Source organism: Actinokineospora guangxiensis (assembly GCF_042657845.1).
Lineage (GTDB): Bacteria > Actinomycetota > Actinomycetes > Mycobacteriales > Pseudonocardiaceae > Actinokineospora > Actinokineospora guangxiensis.
This window is the reverse complement of the sequence record NZ_JBHSKF010000009.1, coordinates 16,571-36,628: the sequence shown is the minus strand read 5'-3', so window position 1 is coordinate 36,628 and position 20,058 is coordinate 16,571. Positions and strand designations below refer to the sequence as shown.

Annotated in this window: 17 protein-coding genes and 2 tRNA genes; 8 read left to right on the top strand and 11 right to left on the bottom strand. The window is 70.3% G+C overall.

From position 1 onward, the window contains the following. Window positions 1-65 precede the first annotated feature (65 nt). The 6 genes from ACFPM7_RS17665 to ACFPM7_RS17640 all read right to left on the bottom strand — a co-directional run bounded on the left by ACFPM7_RS17665 (window position 66) and on the right by ACFPM7_RS17640 (window position 4,972). A complete protein-coding gene (locus tag ACFPM7_RS17665) occupies window positions 66-956 on the bottom strand; it encodes an amidohydrolase family protein (RefSeq protein ID WP_378248734.1) in 891 nt (296 codons plus the stop codon). After that, a complete protein-coding gene (smpB, locus tag ACFPM7_RS17660) occupies window positions 943-1,431 on the bottom strand; it encodes an SsrA-binding protein SmpB (RefSeq protein ID WP_378248733.1) in 489 nt (162 codons plus the stop codon). Before smpB ends, ACFPM7_RS17665 begins: the two co-directional genes overlap by 14 nt. Window positions 1,432-1,463: 32 nt before the next feature. Beyond that, complete coding sequence (gene ftsX / locus ACFPM7_RS17655; protein ID WP_378248732.1) at window positions 1,464-2,366, bottom strand: permease-like cell division protein FtsX; 903 nt, start codon at window positions 2,364-2,366, stop codon at window positions 1,464-1,466. Between the two features lie 42 nt (window positions 2,367-2,408). Next, window positions 2,409-3,098, bottom strand: a complete 690-nt coding sequence (gene ftsE / locus ACFPM7_RS17650) for a cell division ATP-binding protein FtsE (RefSeq protein WP_378248731.1) — start codon at window positions 3,096-3,098, stop codon at window positions 2,409-2,411. A gap of 154 nt (window positions 3,099-3,252) precedes the next feature. Continuing rightward, window positions 3,253-4,350: a peptide chain release factor 2 gene (gene prfB, locus ACFPM7_RS17645; protein WP_378248730.1), complete on the bottom strand. Its 1,098-nt coding sequence runs from the start codon at window positions 4,348-4,350 to the stop codon at window positions 3,253-3,255. Window positions 4,351-4,471: 121 nt separating this feature from the next. Beyond that, entirely contained in the window at window positions 4,472-4,972 is a 501-nt protein-coding gene (locus tag ACFPM7_RS17640; RefSeq protein ID WP_378248729.1) for a PadR family transcriptional regulator, read from the bottom strand. Between the two features lie 456 nt (window positions 4,973-5,428). Between ACFPM7_RS17640 and ACFPM7_RS17635 the strand changes: the two genes are divergently transcribed. From ACFPM7_RS17635 to ACFPM7_RS17615, 5 genes are read left to right on the top strand one after another with little or no spacing between them, the layout of a single operon-like run. Then, the gene (locus ACFPM7_RS17635) at window positions 5,429-6,403 is read left to right on the top strand and encodes an ABC transporter permease (protein ID WP_378248728.1); all 975 of its coding nucleotides are present in this window, start codon (window positions 5,429-5,431) and stop codon (window positions 6,401-6,403) included. Window positions 6,404-6,414: 11 nt separating this feature from the next. Beyond that, entirely contained in the window at window positions 6,415-7,374 is a 960-nt protein-coding gene (locus ACFPM7_RS17630; RefSeq protein WP_378248727.1) for an ABC transporter permease, read from the top strand. Further along, window positions 7,371-9,476: an ABC transporter ATP-binding protein gene (locus tag ACFPM7_RS17625; protein ID WP_378248726.1), complete on the top strand. Its 2,106-nt coding sequence runs from the start codon at window positions 7,371-7,373 to the stop codon at window positions 9,474-9,476. Before ACFPM7_RS17630 ends, ACFPM7_RS17625 begins: the two co-directional genes overlap by 4 nt. A 24-nt stretch (window positions 9,477-9,500) precedes the next feature. Then, the gene (locus ACFPM7_RS17620; protein ID WP_378248725.1) at window positions 9,501-11,192 is read left to right on the top strand and encodes an ABC transporter family substrate-binding protein; all 1,692 of its coding nucleotides are present in this window, start codon (window positions 9,501-9,503) and stop codon (window positions 11,190-11,192) included. 2 nt (window positions 11,193-11,194) lie between these two features. Continuing rightward, window positions 11,195-12,124 (top strand): hypothetical protein, encoded by a 930-nt coding sequence (locus ACFPM7_RS17615; protein WP_378248724.1) that lies wholly within the window; start codon window positions 11,195-11,197, stop codon window positions 12,122-12,124. 16 nt (window positions 12,125-12,140) lie between these two features. Here ACFPM7_RS17615 and ACFPM7_RS17610 read toward each other — a convergent pair whose 3' ends face one another. The 4 genes from ACFPM7_RS17610 to ACFPM7_RS17595 all read right to left on the bottom strand — a co-directional run bounded on the left by ACFPM7_RS17610 (window position 12,141) and on the right by ACFPM7_RS17595 (window position 16,507). After that, window positions 12,141-12,659, bottom strand: a complete 519-nt coding sequence (locus ACFPM7_RS17610) for a DUF2087 domain-containing protein (protein ID WP_378248723.1) — start codon at window positions 12,657-12,659, stop codon at window positions 12,141-12,143. Between the two features lie 85 nt (window positions 12,660-12,744). Beyond that, window positions 12,745-12,818, bottom strand: a tRNA-Met gene (locus ACFPM7_RS17605). 537 nt (window positions 12,819-13,355) lie between these two features. Continuing rightward, window positions 13,356-13,429, bottom strand: a tRNA-Met gene (locus ACFPM7_RS17600). 90 nt (window positions 13,430-13,519) lie between these two features. Further along, complete coding sequence (locus ACFPM7_RS17595) at window positions 13,520-16,507, bottom strand: UPF0182 family protein (protein ID WP_378248722.1); 2,988 nt, start codon at window positions 16,505-16,507, stop codon at window positions 13,520-13,522. Between the two features lie 157 nt (window positions 16,508-16,664). Here ACFPM7_RS17595 and ACFPM7_RS17590 point away from each other — a divergent pair, with 157 nt between their 5' ends. Further along, entirely contained in the window at window positions 16,665-17,165 is a 501-nt protein-coding gene (locus ACFPM7_RS17590) for a PPA1309 family protein (protein ID WP_378248721.1), read from the top strand. A gap of 47 nt (window positions 17,166-17,212) precedes the next feature. Here ACFPM7_RS17590 and ACFPM7_RS17585 read toward each other — a convergent pair whose 3' ends face one another. Further along, window positions 17,213-18,310, bottom strand: coding sequence for a YlbL family protein (locus ACFPM7_RS17585; protein WP_378248720.1), 1,098 nt, complete (start codon window positions 18,308-18,310; stop codon window positions 17,213-17,215). Window positions 18,311-18,389: 79 nt separating this feature from the next. Here ACFPM7_RS17585 and ACFPM7_RS17580 point away from each other — a divergent pair, with 79 nt between their 5' ends. Together ACFPM7_RS17580 and ACFPM7_RS17575 are read left to right on the top strand one after the other, a co-directional pair. After that, window positions 18,390-19,712, top strand: a complete 1,323-nt coding sequence (locus ACFPM7_RS17580) for a zinc-dependent metalloprotease (protein WP_378248719.1) — start codon at window positions 18,390-18,392, stop codon at window positions 19,710-19,712. Further along, a complete protein-coding gene (locus tag ACFPM7_RS17575) occupies window positions 19,709-20,056 on the top strand; it encodes a VOC family protein (RefSeq protein ID WP_378248718.1) in 348 nt (115 codons plus the stop codon). The genes ACFPM7_RS17580 and ACFPM7_RS17575 overlap by 4 nt, the downstream gene beginning before the upstream one ends. The last annotated feature ends 2 nt before the right edge of the window (window positions 20,057-20,058 follow it).

Sequence of the window (20,058 nt, the reverse complement as noted above, 5' to 3'; positions counted from 1 at the left end):
TCGTAAAGTTGAGTCTGACTAGCTCAACCTCCCTGAGCCGCCCGGTGTTCCCCTCGGGCGTTCACTCAGAGCGAAGGCAGCCGCAGCAGCCGCGCGGGGGTGTCGTGGAGCACCGCGCGCAGGAAATCCGGGCCCAGGCGGGGGTCCTCGGCCCAGGCGGCGATCGCCGACAGCTGCTCGGCGTACGGGTACGGGATGGACGGGAAGTCCGTGCCGAGGGCGACCCGGTCGGGGTGGGCGGCGAGCCGGTCGAGCCAGTCCGCGGGCAGCGGGGCCATCCGCAGCGAGAAGCCCACCCCGACCATCGTGGTGTCGATGTGCACGTTCGGGTAGGCCGCGACCAGGTCCAGCGCGGCGGAGATCTCCGGCATGCCCGCGTGCGCCAGCACCGCCGTCAGCCTGGGATGACGCGCCAGCACCTCGGCGAACACGTCGAGACCGGTGTGGTCGCCGCGCAGCGGGCCGTGGCCACAATGGACCACCACCGGCACGCCCGCGTCGGCCAGCATCCCCCACGCGGGCTCCAGCAGCGGCGAGCGCGGGTCGTAGGCGCCCACCTGCACGTGCGCCTTCACGCAGCGCACGCCCGCGCGCAGCCCGGCGTCCAGGTACGACACCACCGACGGCTCGGGGTAGACGGTCGCCGTCGGCACCGCGCCCGGGGTCCGCTCGGCGAAGTCGCGGACCCAGTCGCCCAGCCACTCGGCCATGCCCGGCTTGTGCGGGTACACCAGCGGCGCGAAGGCGACCACGCCCAGCGACCGCAGGACCTCGACGCGCTCGGCCTCGGGCAGCCGGTACTGGATGGGCCACTCGGTGCCGTAGTTCAGCGCCGCCTTGTCGAAGTACGCCCAGACCTTGCGCTGGACCTCATCGGGCAGGAAGTGCACGTGCAGGTCCACCAGGCCGGGCAGCCCCAGCCCGCGGACCCAGGCGGCGACGTCAGCGTCGCGCACCCGTGCCCCGCTTGGCGGCGCGGCCCATGACCTTCTGGATCTCCCGGTCGGCGTCGCGCTTGGCGATGGCCTGGCGCTTGTCGTGGGCCTTGCGGCCGCGCGCCAGGGCCAGCTCGACCTTGACCTTGCCGTCCTTGAAGTACATCGACAACGGGACCAGCGAGGTGCCGGACTCCTTGGTCTTGCCGATCAGCCGCAGGATCTCCTTCTTGTGGAGCAGCAGCTTGCGGGTCCGGCGCGGCTCGTGGTTGGTCCAGGTGCCGTGGGTGTACTCCGGGATGTGCAGCCCGCGCAGCCAGATCTCGCCGTCGTCGACGGTGGCGAAGGAGTCCACCAGGGACGCCCGACCGGCCCGCAGGCTCTTCACCTCGGTGCCCACCAGCACGACTCCGGCCTCATAGGTGTCCAGGATCGTGTAGTCGTGCCGCGCCTTGCGGTTCGACGCGATGACCTTCTGGCCGCTTTCCTTCGCCATGAGAACCAACTCTACGTAGGCCGACAAGCAGGTTACGTGCGCACGTAGAGCCGCAGGGTGACGTAGCCGGTGATGCCGGAGATGACGAGCGCGGTGAGCAGCAGGATCGGGGCCACGACCAGGATGTCCACCCCGTCGACGGAGCTGACCACCCCCGTCTGGATCGACCCGCCGAGCACGTCGTCGATGAAGGTCACCTTGAGCAGCACCAGCAGTCCGATGGCGACGAGCGCACCGACAATGCCGGTGACCACCGCCTCCAGGAGGAACGGCAGCTGGGTATACCAGCGCGTCGCGCCGACCAGGCGCATGATGCCGACTTCCACGCGCCGGGTGAACGCCGAGAGCTGCACGGTGTTCGAGATCAGCAGCAGGGCCGCGATGGCCATGATCAGCGCGATGAGGAACGTGCCGTTGCGCAGGCTGTTGAGCACGCCGAAGAAGCGGTCGAGGAACTCGCCCTGGTCGGCGATGGAGTCGATGCCCGGCCGCCCGCCGTAGGTCTGCTCGATCACCTCGGGGCGCTCGGGGTCGACCAGCTTGACCCGGAACGAGGAGGGCAGCGCCTCCGGCCTGGCCAGCTTCACCAGCTCCGGCTGGGCCTCGAAGATCCGCTTGAACCGCTCGTAGGCCTCGGCGCGGCTTTCGTGGTCGACCTGCTCGACGGCCGGGTCGGACTCCAGCGCGGTGCGCAGGCCGACGCACGGCTCTGCGGCGCAGTCCGGGTCGACCTCGGAGACGTCGTTGGTCAGGTAGACGCTGACCTCGACCTTGTCCTGGTAGAGCGCCTGCGTCTTGTCGATCATCCGCACGACCAGCAGACCGCCGCCGAGCAGGGCCAGCGAGATGGCGGTAGTGATGATCATGGCGATGGTCATCGTGATGTTCCGGCGCAGGCCGGTGACGACCTCGCTGAACACGAAACTGGCGCGCATCGTTCCTCTGGCTCTTTCCGGGGTGGGCGGCGGACCGGTCGGCTAGCGTCCGACGCCGTAGACGCCGCGGGCGTCGTCGCGGACCACGCGGCCGAGGTCGAGTTCGACGACCCTGCGGCGCATGGAGTCCACGATGGAATGGTCGTGGGTGGCCATCAGCACCGTCGTGCCGGTGCGGTTGATCCGCTCCAGCAGCAGCATGATGTCCTGGCTGGTGTCCGGGTCCAGGTTTCCGGTCGGCTCGTCGGCCAGCAGCATCAGCGGCCGGTTGACGAACGCGCGCGCGATCGCCACGCGCTGCTGCTCGCCGCCGGAGAGCTCGTTGGGCATGCGCTCGGCCTTGCCCTCCAGGCCGACCAGCTCCAGCACCTCGGGCACCACCTTGCGGATGGTGTGGCGGGGCTTGCCGATCACCTCGAGGGCGAACGCGACGTTCTCGGCCACCGTCTTGTTGTTCAGCAGGCGGAAGTCCTGGAACACGCAGCCGATCGACTGGCGCAGCCGGGGCACCCGGCGCCGGGCCATCCTGGCCACGTCGAAGTTGGCCACGTAGACGCGGCCCTTCGTGGGCACTTCCTCGCGCAGCAGCAGCCGCAGGAAGGTCGACTTCCCGGAGCCGGACGCCCCGATCAGGAAGACGAACTCGCCCTTGTCCACCTCGACGGAGACGTTCTCCAGCGCGGGTCGCGTGGAGGTCTTGTAGACCTTGGAAACCTGCTCTAGCCGGATCACGGTGCGCGAGTCTACCCCCGGGCGTTATCGACCCGTTGCCAAGCCCGGCCATCCGGTTTTCCCAGCTCACCGACGGTGCGCCCCCGACTACCGTCGGGGCCCGGATCGAGGCGCGTGATCGGCCAGGGGATCAGCCCGGGGATCAGCCCGGGGATCAGGACGTGCGCCGCCAGCGGATGCCCGCCTCGAGGAACCCGTCGATGTCGCCGTCGAGCACGGCGCTGGGCGTGCCCACCTCGTGCTCGGTGCGCAGGTCCTTGACCATCTGGTAGGGGTGCAGCACGTAGGAGCGCATCTGGTTGCCCCAGGAGCCCGACGAGGAGTCCTTGAGCGCGTCCATCAGCGCCTGCTCCTCCTGCCTGCGCCGCTCCAGCAGCTTGGACTGCAGCACGGCCATCGCGGTGGCCTTGTTCTGCAGCTGCGAGCGCTCGTTCTGACAGGAGGTGACGATGCCGGTCGGCAGGTGGGTGATGCGGACCGCGGAGTCGGTGGTGTTGACTCCCTGGCCGCCGGGGCCCGAGGAGCGGTACACGTCGACGCGCAGGTCCTTCTCATCGATGTCGACGTGGTCGGTCTGCTCGGTCACCGGCACGACCTCGACCGCGGCGAAGGAGGTCTGCCTGCGGCCCTGGTTGTCGAAGGGCGAGATGCGCACCAGGCGGTGCGTGCCCTGCTCGACCGAGAGGGTGCCGTAGGCGTAGGGGGCCTCCACCTTGAAGGTCGCGGACTTGATGCCCGCCTCCTCGGCGTAGGAGGTGTCGTAGACCTGCGTGGGGTAGCCGTGGCGCTCGGCCCAGCGCAGGTACATGCGCATCAGCATCTCGGCGAAGTCGGCGGCGTCGACGCCGCCGGCCTCGGCGCGGATGGTGACCAGCGCCTCGCGGGCGTCGTACTCGCCGGAGAGCAGGGTGCGGACCTCCATCGCGGCGATGTCGGCGCCCAGCTTCTCCCGCTCGGCGTCGGCCTCGGCGCGGGCGTCGTCGTCCTCGCCCTCCTCGGCGAGCTCGTAGAGCACGCCCAGGTCGTCCACCCGGGACCGCAGCGACTCGACCCTGCGCAGCTCGCCCTGGCGATAGGCCAGCTGGCTGGTGACCTTCTGCGCCTGCTCCGGGTCGTCCCACAGGTCCGGCCGGGCGGCCTGCTCCTCCAGGGCCGCGACCTGGTTGCGCAGGGTGTCGAGGTCCATCACCGCCTCGACGCTGGCCAGCGTGGCGGACAGGTCCTTGAGGTCGGTGACGACGTCCGGGTTCACGTCTAGCAAGGTTACGCGCCTGCCGGACACCGCGGCTTGCGGGTCCGCGGGCCGGGTCAGCGCACGGAGGCGGCCCGGTTCACGGGTGCGGTGTGAACCGGGCCGGCGGACGGGTGCGGTGTCAGGCCTTCGGGATGGCGTCCAGGAGCTTGAGGACGGCCTTGGCGCGGGCGACGCCGAACTCGGCGATCGCCTTCGCGTAGGGGTCCTCGGCGGACTTGACCGCGGCGCGCATGGCGTCGTGCTCGCCGGAGTAGGCCGCCTTGGCCTGGTCGATCAGGGTGGTGCGCTGCTTGGCGGTCAGGGTGTCCGCGTGCACCAGGCGCAGGATGAGCGGGCTGCGCAGGTGGTCGGGACCTGGCTCACCCGCCAGCCACGCCTTGAAGGCCTTCTTGCCCGCCGCGGTCAGGACGTACTGCTGGCTGGAGCGGGGCCCCTGCTTGCCGAGGCGGACGAGCCCGCCGTCGGCCAGCGCGGGCAGCTCCCGGTACACCTGGCTGCGCGTGACACTGAAGAACGAGCCGAAGCGCTCGCGGGCCGCCGCCACGAGCTGCCCGCCGGTCTGCGGACCGTCGTGCAGCAAGCCGAGCAGTGCCGCTGCGGTTGCATTCAAATCAGACACGTCCACCACGGTGCCATCTTTTCCACAAGCTGTCCACAATGGCCGGCCTAACCTGTCCACAGTGGCTGATCACAGCCCGGCGCGTCCGCCCCGTTCGGACGCGACCGAACAGACCAAGGCGTCGCGCCCGTCCGGCGCAAACCGGGACGGTCCCCTTGGGACCGGATCGCCCCAGCTCACCCAATGGAGTGGATCACTGGGATGCCCGCTACCCGTTCGGCCCAGTGCCGCACCCCGGCGCGTTGTCACCCGAATGGCGCTTCGACCTGCACGGATATGTGGCCTGGGTCACCCGCTTCGGGCACCCGTCCGGCGCGGACCGCCGCCGACGCCGAGCTGTAACCGGATTCCCTACTAAAGTAGGTTCCTCGCCAGGTCCCCACAGCTTGAGTATCCCTTCCTCGTGACAGTCGCGTGCAGGCCCCGACCGGGCCGTACCGGAAGGCCGTTTCTGACGTGATCGGATTCCTCGTCCGACGCCTGGCGAACTACATCGTGTTGTGCCTGGTGGCGACGTTCCTCGCCTTCGCCCTGGCCTCGCTGACGTTCGACCCCATCGGCATCCTCATGCAGCGCAACCCGCCGCCGCCGGAGGCCGTCATCCAGGCCAAGCGGGTCGACCTGATGCTCGACCAGCCCATCCCCCAGCGCTTCCTCAGCTGGCTCGGCGGCGTGGTCACCGGCGACTTCGGCCAGACCGTCGCCGGGCGCCCGATCACCGAGGAGCTGGGCAGACGCGTCGGCGTCAGCCTCCGGCTGTTCCTGCTCGGCGTGACCATCGGCGTGATCTGCGGCGTCGTGCTCGGCGTCGTCAGCGCCATCCGCCAGTACAAGCTGACCGACCACGTGGCGACCTTCTTCTCGTTCATCGTGCTGTCCACTCCGGTCTTCGTGCTCGGCACGCTGCTCAAGCAGCCCGCGCAGGCGTTCAACGACCTCATCGGGACGAACTACCTGCAAACCCTCGGCGAGGCCACACCCGGATTCCAGGGCACCTGGCTGGAGTCCCTCGGGGACAGGCTGCGCTACCTGATCGTGCCGACGCTGGCGATCGCCCTCGGCCAGATCGCCTTCTACAGCCGCTACCAGCGCAGCGCGATGCTCGACGTCCTCGGCAGCGACTTCCTGCGCACCGCCCAGGCCAAGGGACTGACCCGCCGTCGCGCGCTGTTCAAGCACGGCCTGCGCACCGCGCTCATCCCGATGGCGACCCTGTTCGCCTTCGGGTTCGGCCTGCTCATCACCGGTGGCACGTTCACCGAGCGGATCTTCGGCTGGTACGGCATGGGCGACTGGCTCATCGGCGGCGTGACCGCCCAGGACACCAACATCGTCGCCACGGTGACCCTGTTCGTCGCCGTGCTGGTGCTGGTGTCCGGCTGGCTGTCCGATGTGCTCTACGCCGCGCTCGACCCGCGAGTCCGGGTCTAGGAGGGGGATCGATGGTCACCGTCACCGACGACAAGTCGACCCCGGGCGCGAGCCCGGTCGAGCCGCCGCCGATCGCCGACAAGGCCCCCACCCGCGGGCGGATGGTGCTGCGCCGGTTCCTGCGCCGCAAGGCCGCGGTGTTCGGCCTCGCCGTGGTCGTGCTGCTCTACCTGATGGCCTTCCTCGGCCCGCTGATCTCCCCGTGGGGCTACGCCGAGCCGGACTACACCGCGTTCCTGCAGCCGCCGAGCGCCGAGCACTGGTTCGGCACCACCAAGATCGGCGAGGACGTGTTCGCGCAGGTCATGCGCGGTCTGCAGAAATCACTCACCATCGGCCTGCTGGTCGGTGTGGTCTCCACCGGCGTCGCCGCCCTCGTCGGCGCGCTGGCGGGCTACTTCGGCGGCTGGATCGACCGGTCGCTGATGTGGGTCGTGGACCTGCTGCTCGTGCTGCCGTCGTTCCTGATCATCGCGGTGCTCAGCCCGGCGTTCAAGGGCGAGAGCTGGCTGCTGTTCGTGGTCCTGCTGGCCGGGTTCAGCTGGATGATCACCGCGCGCATCGTGCGCGGCATGACGCTGACGCTGCGCGAGCGCGAGTACGTCAAGGCGGCCCGCTTCATGGGCCAGTCGCCGCTGCGCATCATCTTCAAGCACATCGTGCCCAACATGGCCTCGCTGCTGATCATCGACGCCACCATCACCATCGGCGCGGCCGTGCTGTCGGAGACCGGCCTGAGCTTCTTCGGCTTCGGCGTGCAGCCCCCGGACGTCTCGCTCGGCACGCTCATCGCCAGCGGCACCGAGTCGGCGCTGACCTACCCCTGGCTGTTCTACATCCCCGCGGGCTTCCTGGTGCTCTTCGTCCTCGCGGTGAACCTGTTCGGCGACGGCCTGCGCGACGCCCTGGACCCCAGCTCCACCCGCGCCCGCAAGCGCGACAAGGACGACTCCGAGGAGGACGAGCGGTGACGGCCGCCGACACGCTGTTCGACGGGCCCACCCCGGCCACCGATGGACCCGTGCTCAAGGTCGACGGTCTGAAGGTGTCCTTCCCCAGTGAGAGCGGTCGCGTGCGCGCCGTGCGCGGCCTGAGCTACGAGGTCGCCCCCGGCGAGGTGCTGGGCATCGTGGGCGAGTCCGGCTCGGGCAAGTCGGTGTCCTCGCTGGCGGTGATGGGCCTGCTGCCCGCCCAGGCGCGGGTGTCCGGGTCCATCCGGTTCCGCGGCAAGGAGCTGCTGGGCCTCGGCGACGACGAGCTCTCCCGCATCCGCGGCAAGAAGATCTCGATGGTCTTCCAGGACCCGCTCTCGGCGCTCACCCCCGTCTACACCGTGGGCGACCAGATCGCCGAGGCGCTGCTGACCCACGGCAAGGGCAGGGTCTCCAAGCAGCAGGCCGCCAACCGGGCCGTCGAGCTGCTGGACCTGGTCGGCATCCCGAACGCCGCCCAGCGGGCCAAGGCGTTCCCGCACGAGTTCTCCGGCGGCATGCGCCAGCGCGCGGTCATCGCCATCGCCATCGCCAACGATCCCGACCTGATCATCGCCGACGAGCCCACCACCGCCCTGGACGTCACCGTGCAGGCGCAGGTGCTGGAGGTCCTCAAGACCGCCCAGGAGGTGACCGGCGCGGGCATCGTGATCATCACCCACGACCTCGGCGTGGTCGCCGGGTTCGCCGACCGGCTGATGGTCATGTACGCCGGGCGCGCGGTGGAGACCGGCTCGGTCGACGAGGTCTACCCGCACCCGCGCATGCCCTACACCCTCGGCCTGCTCGGCTCGATCCCGCGGCTGGACTCCGCCGAGAAGCAGCCGCTGGTGCCCATCGACGGCCAGCCGCCGTCGCTGGTGGAGCTGCCGCCGGGCTGCCCGTTCGCCCCGCGCTGCCCGATGGCCGTCGAGGCCTGCACCGACGCCGAGCCGCCCCTGGCCGAGGTGGCGCCCGGCCACCACGCCGCCTGCATCCGCAGCGCCGACATCGCAGGCACCGACGCCGACGCCGCCGAGGTCTACGGCGTCGACGCGGTGGCCGACGGCGAGCTGGCCGAGGTCCCGCGCGAGCAGCGCGAGACCGTCCTGGAGATCGATGGCCTGGTCAAGGCGTTCCCGCTGACCAAGGGCTCGGTGTTCAAGCGCTCCATCGGCAGCGTCCGCGCCGTCGACGGGATCAGCTTCGACATCCGGGCGGGCGAGACGCTCGGCCTGGTCGGCGAGTCCGGCTGCGGCAAGACGACCACACTGATGGAGATCCTCGGCCTGGAGAAGCTCCAGTCGGGCCGCATCGCCGTGCTCGGCAAGGAGACCACCGCGCTGGACCGCGTCGCGCGCAAGGCGATCCGGCGGGACATGCAGGTCGTCTTCCAGGACCCGATGGCCGCGCTGGACCCGAGGATGCCGATCCACGACATCCTCGCCGAGCCCATGCAGGTGCACGGCTACTCCAAGGAGCAGATCGGCAAGCGCGTGCCGGAGCTGCTCGACCTGGTCGGCCTGCGCCGCGAGCATGGCAACCGCTACCCGGCGGAGTTCTCCGGCGGGCAGCGCCAGCGCATCGGCATCGCCCGCGCGCTGGCCCTGGAGCCCCGGCTGATCGTCCTGGACGAGCCGGTGTCCGCATTGGACGTCTCGATCCAGGCCGGTGTGATCAACCTGCTGGACGAGCTGAAGGCCAAGCTGGGCCTGTCCTACCTGTTCGTCGCGCACGACCTGTCGGTGGTGCGCCACATCGCCGACCGGGTCGCCGTCATGTACCTGGGCAAGATCATCGAGATCGGCGCGGTGGACAAGGTGTTCAGCGCGCCCGAGCACCCATACACCCAGGCGCTGCTCTCGGCGATCCCCATCCCGGACCCCGTCACCGAACGGCGCCGGGAGCGGATCATCCTCACCGGGGACCTGCCCAGCCCGGCGAACCCGCCGCGCGGGTGCCGGTTCCACACCCGCTGCTTCAAGTACGCCGCGCTGCCGGAGTCCCGGCGGGCGCTGTGCGTCGATGAGGAGCCGGTGCTCGACGGCGCGGGGGACCACCGCGCCGCCTGCCATTACGCCGAGTCCCGCGCAGTCGTGTAGCGGGGCCGTGAAGGAGGGTTACCAGTGAATCGCAGAAGGTGGACCGGCATCGCCGCGTCCGTCACGGCGGGCGCGTTGCTGCTGTCCGCGTGCGGTGGCGACACCGACGGTCCGGGCGACGGCGGTCTGCAAGGGACCGACCAGGCGTCCCAGGGCTCGTGGGCCATCAACGAGAAGCCCTACGCCGAGGTCAAGCAGGGCGGCGAGCTCAAGTGGCCGCTGGACGCGCTGCCGGACAACTGGAACTACAACCAGCTCAACGGCCCGCTCGTCGACCACGACTACATCCTCTCGTCGATCATCCCCAAGCTGCACAAGGCCGACAAGGCCGGGAAGATCGTCATCAACAAGGACTACCTGGAGTCCGCCGAGCTGACCTCGCCGGACCCGCAGGTCGTCACCTACAAGCTGAACCCGGCCGCCAAGTGGAGCGACGGCACCGCGTTCAGCTGGGAGGACTTCGACGCCCAGTTCAAGGCGCTGAACGGGACCAACAAGGAGTACTCGGTCTCCGGCACCACCGGCTACGAGGACATCGAGAAGGTCGAGAAGGGCGCGGCCGACAACGAGGTCGTCGTCACCTTCAAGAACAAGTTCGCCGAGTGGACCTCGCTGTTCAGCCCGCTCTACCCGAAGTCGCTGAACTCCGACGTCAAGAACTTCAACGAGGGCTGGGCCACCGAGCCCAAGGTCACCGCCGGTCCGTTCAAGATCGAGACCATCGACCAGACCGCCAAGCTCGTCAGCGTCGTGCCCGACGCCAACTGGTGGGGCCAGAAGCCCAAGCTGGACAAGATCACCTTCCGGGTGGTCGAGCGCGCGGCGCTGGCCGACTCGCTGGCCTCCGGCGCGATCGACTGGTACACCATCGGCTCCAGCGTGGACAACTTCCAGCGCGCCAAGGGGATGCCGGGCATCGAGGTCCGCGAGGCCCCCGGCAAGTCCTACAACCACCTGACCTTCAACGGCGCGCCGTCGTCCATCCTGGCCGACCAGAAGCTGCGCGTCGCGGTCACCAAGGCCCTGGACCCGGCGGTCTACGCCAAGGGCATCCTCGGCCCGATCGTGGCTGACGCCAAGCCGCTGGGCAACCACTTCTTCCTGCAGGGCACCGCCGCCTACGTCGACAACTCCGCGCCGGTCAAGGCCGACAAGGAGGCCGCGAAGACCGAGCTGGACGGCCTCGGCTGGAAGCTGGAGGGCGAGTTCCGCAAGAAGGACGGCAAGCAGCTGGACATCCGCCTGGTCTCCACCGCGGGCAACCCGATCTCCGAGCAGATCGGCAAGCTCACCCAGGCGCAGCTCAAGGAGGTCGGCGTCAACGTCGTCATCGACGCGCAGCCCTCGGCGACCTTCTTCAGCGACTTCGTCAACACCGGCAACTTCGACATGGTCGGCTTCGGCTGGTCGCAGACGCCTTGGCCGATCAGCTCGTCCAAGGGCATCTACTACCTGAACCCCGACAGCGTGAACCAGAACTTCGGCCGCATCGGCTCCGACGAGATCAACAAGCTTCTCGACGAGGCCAACGCCGAGCTGGACGACGCCAAGCGCACCGAGCTGACCAACCAGGCCGACAAGCTGATCTGGGAGGCGGGCCACCACCTGCCGCTGTACCAGGTCCCGGGTGCCCGCGCGACGCGCGCCACCCTGGTCAACTTCGGCGCCTTCGGCGTCGCTGACCCGGACTACACCGCGATGGGCTTCGCCGGCTGACCGTGGCTGACTCCCAGGGCCGCGCGCACCCCCTGCGGGTGCGCGCGGCTCGTCACATCGCGGCCACGTCCGCGCTGGTCCTGGCCGTCTGCGCGGCGATCGGCGCGGTGTCGCTGTCGTCCTACCGCGACACCGACGCCTCGCTGGCCGGCCTGACCGAGGTCGTGCAGGGCACCGTCACCCCGCTGGGCGGGGCTCTGGTCCGCGCGGACTGGACGGACCCGGCAGGCGCTCGGCTGTCGGCGGAGATCGCCCTCGCGGTGTCCCCGCCCGAGACCGAGGTCCCCGCCGCGATCGCCTACGACCCCAGCGACCCGCGCCGCGCGGTCGTCCCGGGCGCGCAGGTCTTCGCCGACGCCGACCGAGCCTTCGGCGGGATGGTCTTCACCGGCCTGATCGCCGCCCTGGTCCTGCTGACCGCCCTCTGGCTCGCTGTCACCCGCTCGTTGCCGCTGCGCCGTCCCACGGCCTCGCTGGCCGTGCGCCGCGTCCGCTTCCAGCGCGGCCTGCTGACCCGCTCGTACCTGGAGACGGAGTCGACCCCGCGCCGCTGGATACCCGTCCACTTCGACCCGGCGCTGCACACCCTCCCCAGCCCCACCACGGTCCAGGTCCACGGCGACCCCCGCCGCTCCCGCCTGGTCGCCGTCACCCTGCCGGGCACGGTCCTGTACCCGTCGGGCCCGGTCCGCATGAGCGAACCCCCGGGCCGCCGCACCGACAACGCCGCCGAACCGGACGCCCCCGAGTCGACCCCCGGCCTGGCCCGCCAGGTCCGCGTGGACGCCCCCGCGACCCTCACGGCCCCCTTGGTGGGGCTGTTCTGGTCCTTCATCGACAACAGCGGCTTCACCGGCTGGCTGGCCGCGACGGGCGTCACGGCGTCACTGGCCCTGTGGCTGTGGTCGATCCGCGGCTCCGACCCGTCCTGAGTCCCGGGCGTCCCGGTCAGCCGGCCTCGGTGTACCCGCCGGAGCGCCAGTACTCCCCGCCCTCACGGCTGAGCAGGTCGGCGTCCACGAGGTAGCGCCGCACCGTGACGAAGTCCACTCCCCCACCCTCACACCATGCCCGCAGCACCACGTCGACCTCCTTCTCCGGGTAGCGCACCCCCGGCTCGAAGGACTGCACCACGTGCTCCAGCACCAGCCGCCGCTTCGCGTCCTGCGCGGGCATCCCCACCAACACCCCACCCTTGACGAAGGTCCGCACGACGCTCTCCACCCGCTGGTCGGCGTACCCGAACTCCTCCACGGCTTCGCTCTCCCCCCGAGCCGCGGCCTTGATGACCTCCCCGCGCACTTCCAGCCCGTCGACAAGCCCGGCTTCCCGAAGCTTCAACAACGCCTTGCCGACCTCCCGCGCCGACAGCCCGGTCGCCCGCCCCACCGCCTCCACGTCCCCGACGCCCAGCACCAGCGCCGCGAACACCCGCAGCCGCTCCTCCTCGGCCAACAGCCCAACCACCGCCCGAGCCGACACCGCACCCATCCTCAGAACTCCTCAAGAAAGCGAATGGCCCGATCCAGTTCGGATCGGGCCATTCACGTTGTAGCGGGGACAGGATTTGAACCTGCGACCTCTGGGTTATGAGCCCAGCGAGCTACCGAGCTGCTCCACCCCGCGTCGGTAATGTGAACTATACACACCCCTGTCGAACGGGTTTACCCACCCCCCCTCTGTCAGATCCGCCTTGGTTACTTCAGCCGATCTGACCTGGCAGGAACACACGTTGGACGGTCATGATCCGATGGCACCCTGCGTCGAGTGGGCGGCAGAGAGCCGAAGTCGTGCGGTCAGGCAGGCCGGGTCAGAAGATCCCGCACCGTGGCGACACCACCGATACCTACGCCTGTGGACCCCCACGCCGGTTCGAGAGATCCCGCACCACGGGCGACACCACCGATACCTACGCCCGTAGGCCCCCACACTGGTTCGAGAGATCCCGCACCACGGGCGACACCACCGATACCTACGCCCGTAGTCCCCCACGCCGGTTCGAGAGATCCCGCACCACGGGCGACACCACCGATACCTACGCCCGTAGTCCCCCACACTGATTCGAGAGGTCCCGCACCGTGGGGGTCCGGGGGCTCGGCCCCCGGGGTGCAACACGAAAGAGCCCTATCCGCGCTTTCCGCGGATAGGGCTCTTTCAACTCTGTAGCGGGGACAGGATTTGAACCTGCGACCTCTGGGTTATGAGCCCAGCGAGCTACCGAGCTGCTCCACCCCGCGTCGGTAAACAGAACTATACGGGAATGGTTGTGGGGCTGCAAATCGGGGGGTGGGCCGCCTCTTTGATCAGGGGCGGCCCACCCCCAGTGATCAGCCGCCGCCGTTGGGGGCGGGGGTGGGGGACGGCGACGGGGTGGTGGGCTGGCCGCCTTCCTCCTGCTTGGCCTTGGCGGCGTTGTAGCGGTCGGCGGCTGCTTCGAGTTCGGCCAGGGCTTGGCCCTGGGCGGCGAAGTCGCCGGACTGCTGGGCGGTCTTCAGCTTGGCCAGGGCGCCGTCGAGGGCCTTGACGGCGGCGTCGAGTTCGGCGGCGGCGTCGCCCGCGGGTGGGGGTGTGGTGGGCGGGGTGGTACCCGGCGGGGTGGTGGTGGGCGGCGGGTCCTCACCCTCGGGTGGGGTCGCCGGGCCGCCGGTGCCGGCGCCGATGGCTTCTTCCAGCGCCTCGGAGACGGTGGGGGCGAAGCCGACGCGGTTGTTGAAGGAGACCAGGACGCGGGCCAGCTGGGGGAACGCGTCGGTGTCCTTGCGCTGGATGTAGATCGGTTCGACGAACAGCAGGCCCTCGGCCAGGGGCAGGGTCAGCAGATTGCCGAACTTCACGTCGACGGTCGGGTTCTGGATGAGTGTTCGGTTCTCGGTGACTTCCGGTGTCGTCAGGAACCGGTTCTGCACCTGCCCGGGGCCTTCGATCTGCGAGGTGCCCGCGTCGGGCAGTCTCAGCACCGTGATCTTGCCGTAGTCGGCCGGGTCGGAGGAGACCGAGACCCAGGACGCCAGGAACGCTCGACTCAGGAAGGTCAGCGCGCTGGTGATCTGGAAGGTCTCCCGGTCTTGGCCGGGCGCTTGGGCGAGCACGTAGTACGGCGGCTGCTTGGCTCCGGTGTCACCGGTGTTGGTGCCGCCGCCTTCCGTCGGGTCGACCGGGACGTTCCAGAAGCTCTTCTGGGAGAAGAACTCGATGGCGTCCTGGACGTGGTACTTCGACAGGAGTTCGCGCTGGACCTTGAACAGGTCCTCCGGGTAGCGGAAGTGCGAGCGCAGCTCGTCGGAGATGGCGCTGGCGGGCTCCACGGTGCCGGGGAAGACACCCTGCCACGCCTTGAGGACCGGGTCCTGCTCGTCAATGGCGTAGAGCTTCACCGTGCCGTCGAAGGCGTCGACGGTGGCCTTCACCGAGTTGCGGATGTAGCTGATGGTGCGGTTGTCCTGCCGGACGACGCCGGTGAGCGAGTCGCTGGTGGCCTCGCCGAGCGGGGTGCGCTGGGAGTACGGGTAGTTCTCCAGGGTGGTGTAGCCGTCGACGATCCACTGGATGCGGCCGTCGATCACCGCGGGGTACGGGTCGCCGTCGAGGGTCAGCCACGGGGCGACCTTGGCCACCCGCTCACGCGGGTTGCGGTTGTACATGATCTTCGTGCCGTCCACGATCTGGCTGGAGAACAGGATGTTGCGCTCGCCGTAGTGCAGCGTGAACGCCAGCTTGTTCAGCAGTCCGTCGATCGGGACGCCGCCGCGGCCCTCGTAGGAGTAGGTCTGCGAGGCGGTGTCGTACTCCATCGGCTGGCCGTTGTTGCGGCCGCCGACGATGGCGTAGGTGTCGGTGGACAGCTCGCCGTAGTAGATCCGCGGCTGCTTGAGGCCGAACGGGCCCTCGCGGGTGAGGTCGCTGATCTGGAAGACGGGGAAGCCGCCCTCGCCGCCCGCGTCCTGCAGCGCCGAGTTGATCGTGTTGGCGGGCGCGGCGACGAAGCCGTTGCCGTGGGTGTAGATCATCGTGCGGTTGATCCAGGTGGCCTGGGTCTCGGTGAGACCGGCGGTGCGGATCTCGCGCGCGGCGACGATGTAGTCCTGCTGCTTGCCGTCGACGGTGTAGCGGTCGACGTCGAGCTTGGTCGGGAAGCCGTAGAAGTTCTCCGCGCCCGCGCGCTGGGTGAACGTCGGGGCCAGGATGTTCGGGTCGAGCAGCCGGATGTTGGAGATGGTCTTGGTCGCGGCCTCCTCGCCGCGGATCTCCGCCGGGGTCGCGGTGCTGATGCCCGGGTAGTTGGTGGTGGTCACCTTGTCGTCGGTGATGCCGAAGCCCTGCTTGGTCGCGGCGATGTTGCGCTGGATCGACTCGGCTTCCTTGGCGTTCTCGTTCGGGCGCACCGAGAACTGCTGGACCAGCTGCGGGTAGGCGACGCCGATCAGGATGCCGGAGAGCACCAGCAGCGCCGTCGCGATCGCGGGCAGCTGCAGGTTGCGCAGGAACGCGCCCGCGAAGAACGCCACGGCGCAGAACGCCGCGATGAACATCAGGATGAGCTTGGCGGGCAGCACCGCGTTGAGGTCGGTGTAGGTCGCGCCGCTGAAGAGCGGGTTGCGGGTGGAGAACAGCAGCTCGTAGCGCTCGAAGAAGTAGTCGACCGCGTACACCAGCACGAACGCGCCCGCGGTGACCGACAGCTGCACGCGCGCGGCGACGGCGAGTTGGCCGCCCTTGCCCGCGAGCCGGATGCCGCCGAAGATGTAGTGCATGATCAGCGCGCCGAAGAAGGCGATCGCGATGGCCACGAACAGCCAGCTGATGATCCAGGTGATGAACGGCAGCTCGAAGGCGTAGAACCCGATGTCGATGTTGTACTCGGGGTCGGTGATGCCGAACGGGGTCGAGTTGAACGCCAGCTGCACGCGCTGCCAGTCGCCCTGGGCGGCCGAGCCCGCGATCAGCCCGACGACCACCGGGACGCCGATGCCGAACAGGCGCACCCGCTGCACGATCGTGGAGCGGTAGCGGGCCAGCGGGTCGTCGGCGCTGCCGACCGGCACGAACACCGGCCTGTTGCGGTAGGCGATCCACAGGCTCAGGGCCAGCAGGCCGCCGACGAGCGCCCCTACGGAGAAGAACAGCACGATCCGGGTCACCACCATGGTGGTGAACACGGTGCGGAAGTCCACTTCGCCGTACCACAGCCAATCGACGTACGTGCCCAGCAGCCGGGACCCCAGTAGCAGGATCAGCAGGAGGGCCGCGCCGAGGATGAGCAGTATGCGGCTTCGCCGGGACAGCTTCGGCAGGCCGATCGGGGGCCGTGTGGCCACTGGACACGCTCCAGGGTCGCTTGCTTTTGTCGTCTGGCGGGCCCGGTCGTGCCCGGCCCTGACCTTTCAACTCTACGAGGGCGCGTTCAGGTTCCCACGCCGGTGTCCGTTTGATGTGGATATCCCGCTGACCGGGGGCGGGTGCGAGGATGCACCCGTGATCGAGTCGTCCGCCGCCCTGCCCGCGACCGCCCGCGAGATCGAGGAGTTCACCTCCTCCGGCGGGTGGGACCAGCCGCCGCGGCTGTTCGCCATCGTCGCCACCGAGCACCTGCTGCGCGAGCAGCCGGACCTGGCCGCCCAGGTCGACCCGGCCGCCCCGCTGACGCCGATCGCCCAGGACGAGCTGCCCGCGGGCGACCTGGGCGCGGCGCTGGCCGGGATCATGTGGCCCGATGCCGTGCTCGGCTGCGCGCTGGTCCAGGAGATCGTCACGCTGCCCCCGGAGGCCGAGGCCGACCTGCCGGAGGAGTCCGACGACGCGATGGCCAGGGTGGCCGCCTCGCACCCCAGCGCGCGCGAGGCCCGGCTGGTGGCCGCGGTGCTGCGCGACGGGACGGCGGCCTGCGTCATCCGGGTCCGCGACCTCGACGAGCTGGTCGAGCACCCGAAGCTCGCGCCGAACCTGACCGACGCGCTGCTGAGCACGTTCGAGTAGATCCGAGCAGGTCCGAGCAGGTCCGAGCAGGTCTCAGCCCGCCGGGGTCAGCCCGCCGTGCAGAGCGGGGCCTCGCGCCCGGCCTTGAGGTCTTCCAGCGCCGCGACCGCGCCGTCGAGGGTCTCCACCCGGATCAGCCGCAGGCCCTCGGGCGCGTTCTCGACGGCCTCCCGGCAGTTCTCGGCCGGGACGAGGAAGGACGTCGCGCCCGCCTCGGCGGCGGCGGTCATCTTGAACGAGATGCCGCCGATGCGCCCCACCACGCCCTGTGTGGTGATCTCCCCGGTCCCGGCGACGACCTGCCCGCCCACGAGGTCGCCCTCGGTGAGCCGGTCGACGATGGCCAGGGCGAACATCAGCCCGGCCGACGGCCCGCCGACGTCCTCCAGGGTGATGGTGGTGGTGAAGTCCACCTCGGGCTGGTCGATCGGGCCGAGCCCGATGAAGCCCTCGTCGCGGGAGTCCACGCCGAACGCGGCGGCGTCGCCGAGGGTGAGCTCGGCGGTCTTGGCCGCGCCGTCGCGCACGTAGGACAGCGAGATCACCGCACCCGGCTTGGTGCCCGCGAGCGCGGCGCGCACGTCGTCGGCCTGCTTGATCGGCTTGCCGTTGACCTCGGTGATCTCGTCGCCGGGGGCGAGCACCTTGTCGGCGGGGGCGCCGGTGGTGATCTGCTGGGCGATCACCTTCGTCGGGTACTTGAGGTGGCGCAGCGCGGCGGTCTCGGCGTTGCCCTGGGAGTCCTGGAACAGCTTGGTGTTCTGCTCCTGGATCTGCTCCTCGGTCTCCCCCGGCCGGAAGTACTCCTCGCGCGGGGCCAGCGCGTAGCGGCCGCTGACCCAGAGGGCGAGCGCGCCGAAGAGGGTGATGTCGTCGTTGACCGACACGGTGGTCATGCGCAGCTGGCCGGTGGTCGGGAAGGTGGGCTCGCCGTCGACCTGCACGATGGCGACGCCCTTGACGTCGCCGAGGGTGTCGTAGGTCGGACCGGGGCCGAGGGAGACGTAGGGCACCGGGACGGTCGCGCCGAGCACGCCGAGCACCAGCACGACGGCGAAGCCGACCAGCACTGTCCAGGCGCGACGGGTCAGCCGTCGCGGCGGCGCTGGCGGGGCCGGTACCGGTTCCTGCGCTGTGGTGCTCACGGAGGAACAGCGTACGTGCGTTCGCGCTCGGCGGATCACCGGACGTACCGGGCACGCCCGACCCGCGTACCGTGGGCATATGAGCGAGTTCAAGTTCGGCTTCAGCGCGCCGGACCCCGACGACGGCCGCGGCAAGGACGACAAGAGCGGTGCGGGCGACCCGAACCAGCAGCCGAACCCGTTCGACGCCTTCGGCCAGCTCGGGCAGATGCTCAGCCAGCTCGGCCAGATGATGAGCCAGGCTGGCTCCTCGACCGGGCCGGTCAACTACGACCTCGCCAAGCAGATCGCCGTGCAGAAGCTGGGCGGCGTCGGCTTCGCCGCCGACCAGGGCAAGGCTGTCGCCGACGCGGTGCACCTGGCCGAGATGTGGCTGGACCCGGCGACGACGCTGCCCGCGGGCGCCACGACGACCACGGCCTGGACGGCGCGGGACTGGGTGGACGCCACGCTGCCGACCTGGCGGCGGCTGTGCGACCCGGTCGCCCAGCGGATGTCCGGGGCCTGGGTGGAGGCGCTGCCCGCCGAGGCCAAGCAGCAGGCCGGTCCGCTGCTGGCGATGGTCGGCCAGATGGGCGGCATGGCGTTCGGCTCGCAGCTGGGCCAGGCGCTGGCGCAGCTGGCGGGCGAGGTGCAGACCTCCTCCGACATCGGGCTGCCGCTGGGCCCGGAGGGGGTGGCCGCGCTGCTGCCCGCCAACGTCGAGGAGTTCACCAAGGGCCTGGAGCGGCCCTCCAGCGAGGTGCTGGTCTACCTGGCCGCGCGCGAGGCCGCCCACCAGCGGCTGTACGCGCACGTGCCGTGGCTGCGCCAGCGGATGCTGGGCTCGGTGGAGGAGTTCGCGGGCGGCATCAAGATCGACACCGCGGCACTGGAGCAGCTGGCGGGCCAGTTCGACCCGACCAACCCCGAGTCGCTTGAGCAGGCGATGCAGTCGGGCATGCTCGAACCGCAGACCACCCCCGAGCAGCAGGCCGCGCTGACCCGCCTGGAGACGCTGCTGGCGCTGGTGGAGGGCTGGGTGGACGTCGTCGTGGCCGACGCCGTCGGCGACCGCCTGCCAGGCGCCGAAGCGCTGCGGGAGACGCTGCGCAGGCGGCGCGCCTCCGGCGGCCCCGCCGAGCAGACCTTCGCCACCCTGGTGGGCCTGGAGCTGCGCCCGCGCAGGCTGCGCGCGGCCGCGGCGCTGTGGCGGCTGGTCACCGACCAGCACGGCATGGACGTCCGCGACGGCCTGTGGGCCCACCCGGACCTGCTGCCGACCACCGAGGACCTCGACGACCCGATGGAGTTCGCCGAGCGCCTCGGCGCCGCCGACGTCGACCCGATCGCCGAGCTGCGCAAGACCGAGCCCCAGGCGGAGCCCAAGCCCGAGGGCGGCGACGAGGGCACCTCGGGGTGAGGCCCCGGCTGGACCAGGTCGTCGTGGACTGCCTGGAGCCCGCCCGGCTCGTCCGGTTCTGGGCCGCGCTGCTGGGCGGCGACGCGGTCGAGCGGGCCGGGGGCTGGGCGCACGTCGAGCCGCCGGGCTTCCCGAGGCTGTCCTTCCAGCCGGTGCCGGAGCCGAAGGCGGGCAAGAACCGGCTGCACCTGGACATCGCCGTGGACGACGTCCCCGCCGCGGCCGAGACCGCGGCTCGCCTCGGCGCGCGGCGGGTCGGCGAGGTCGTCGTGGACGCCCAGGGCGCCTTCCAGGTCATGCGCGACCCGGAAGGCAACGAGTTCTGCTTCACCCGGCCCGCGTGAGG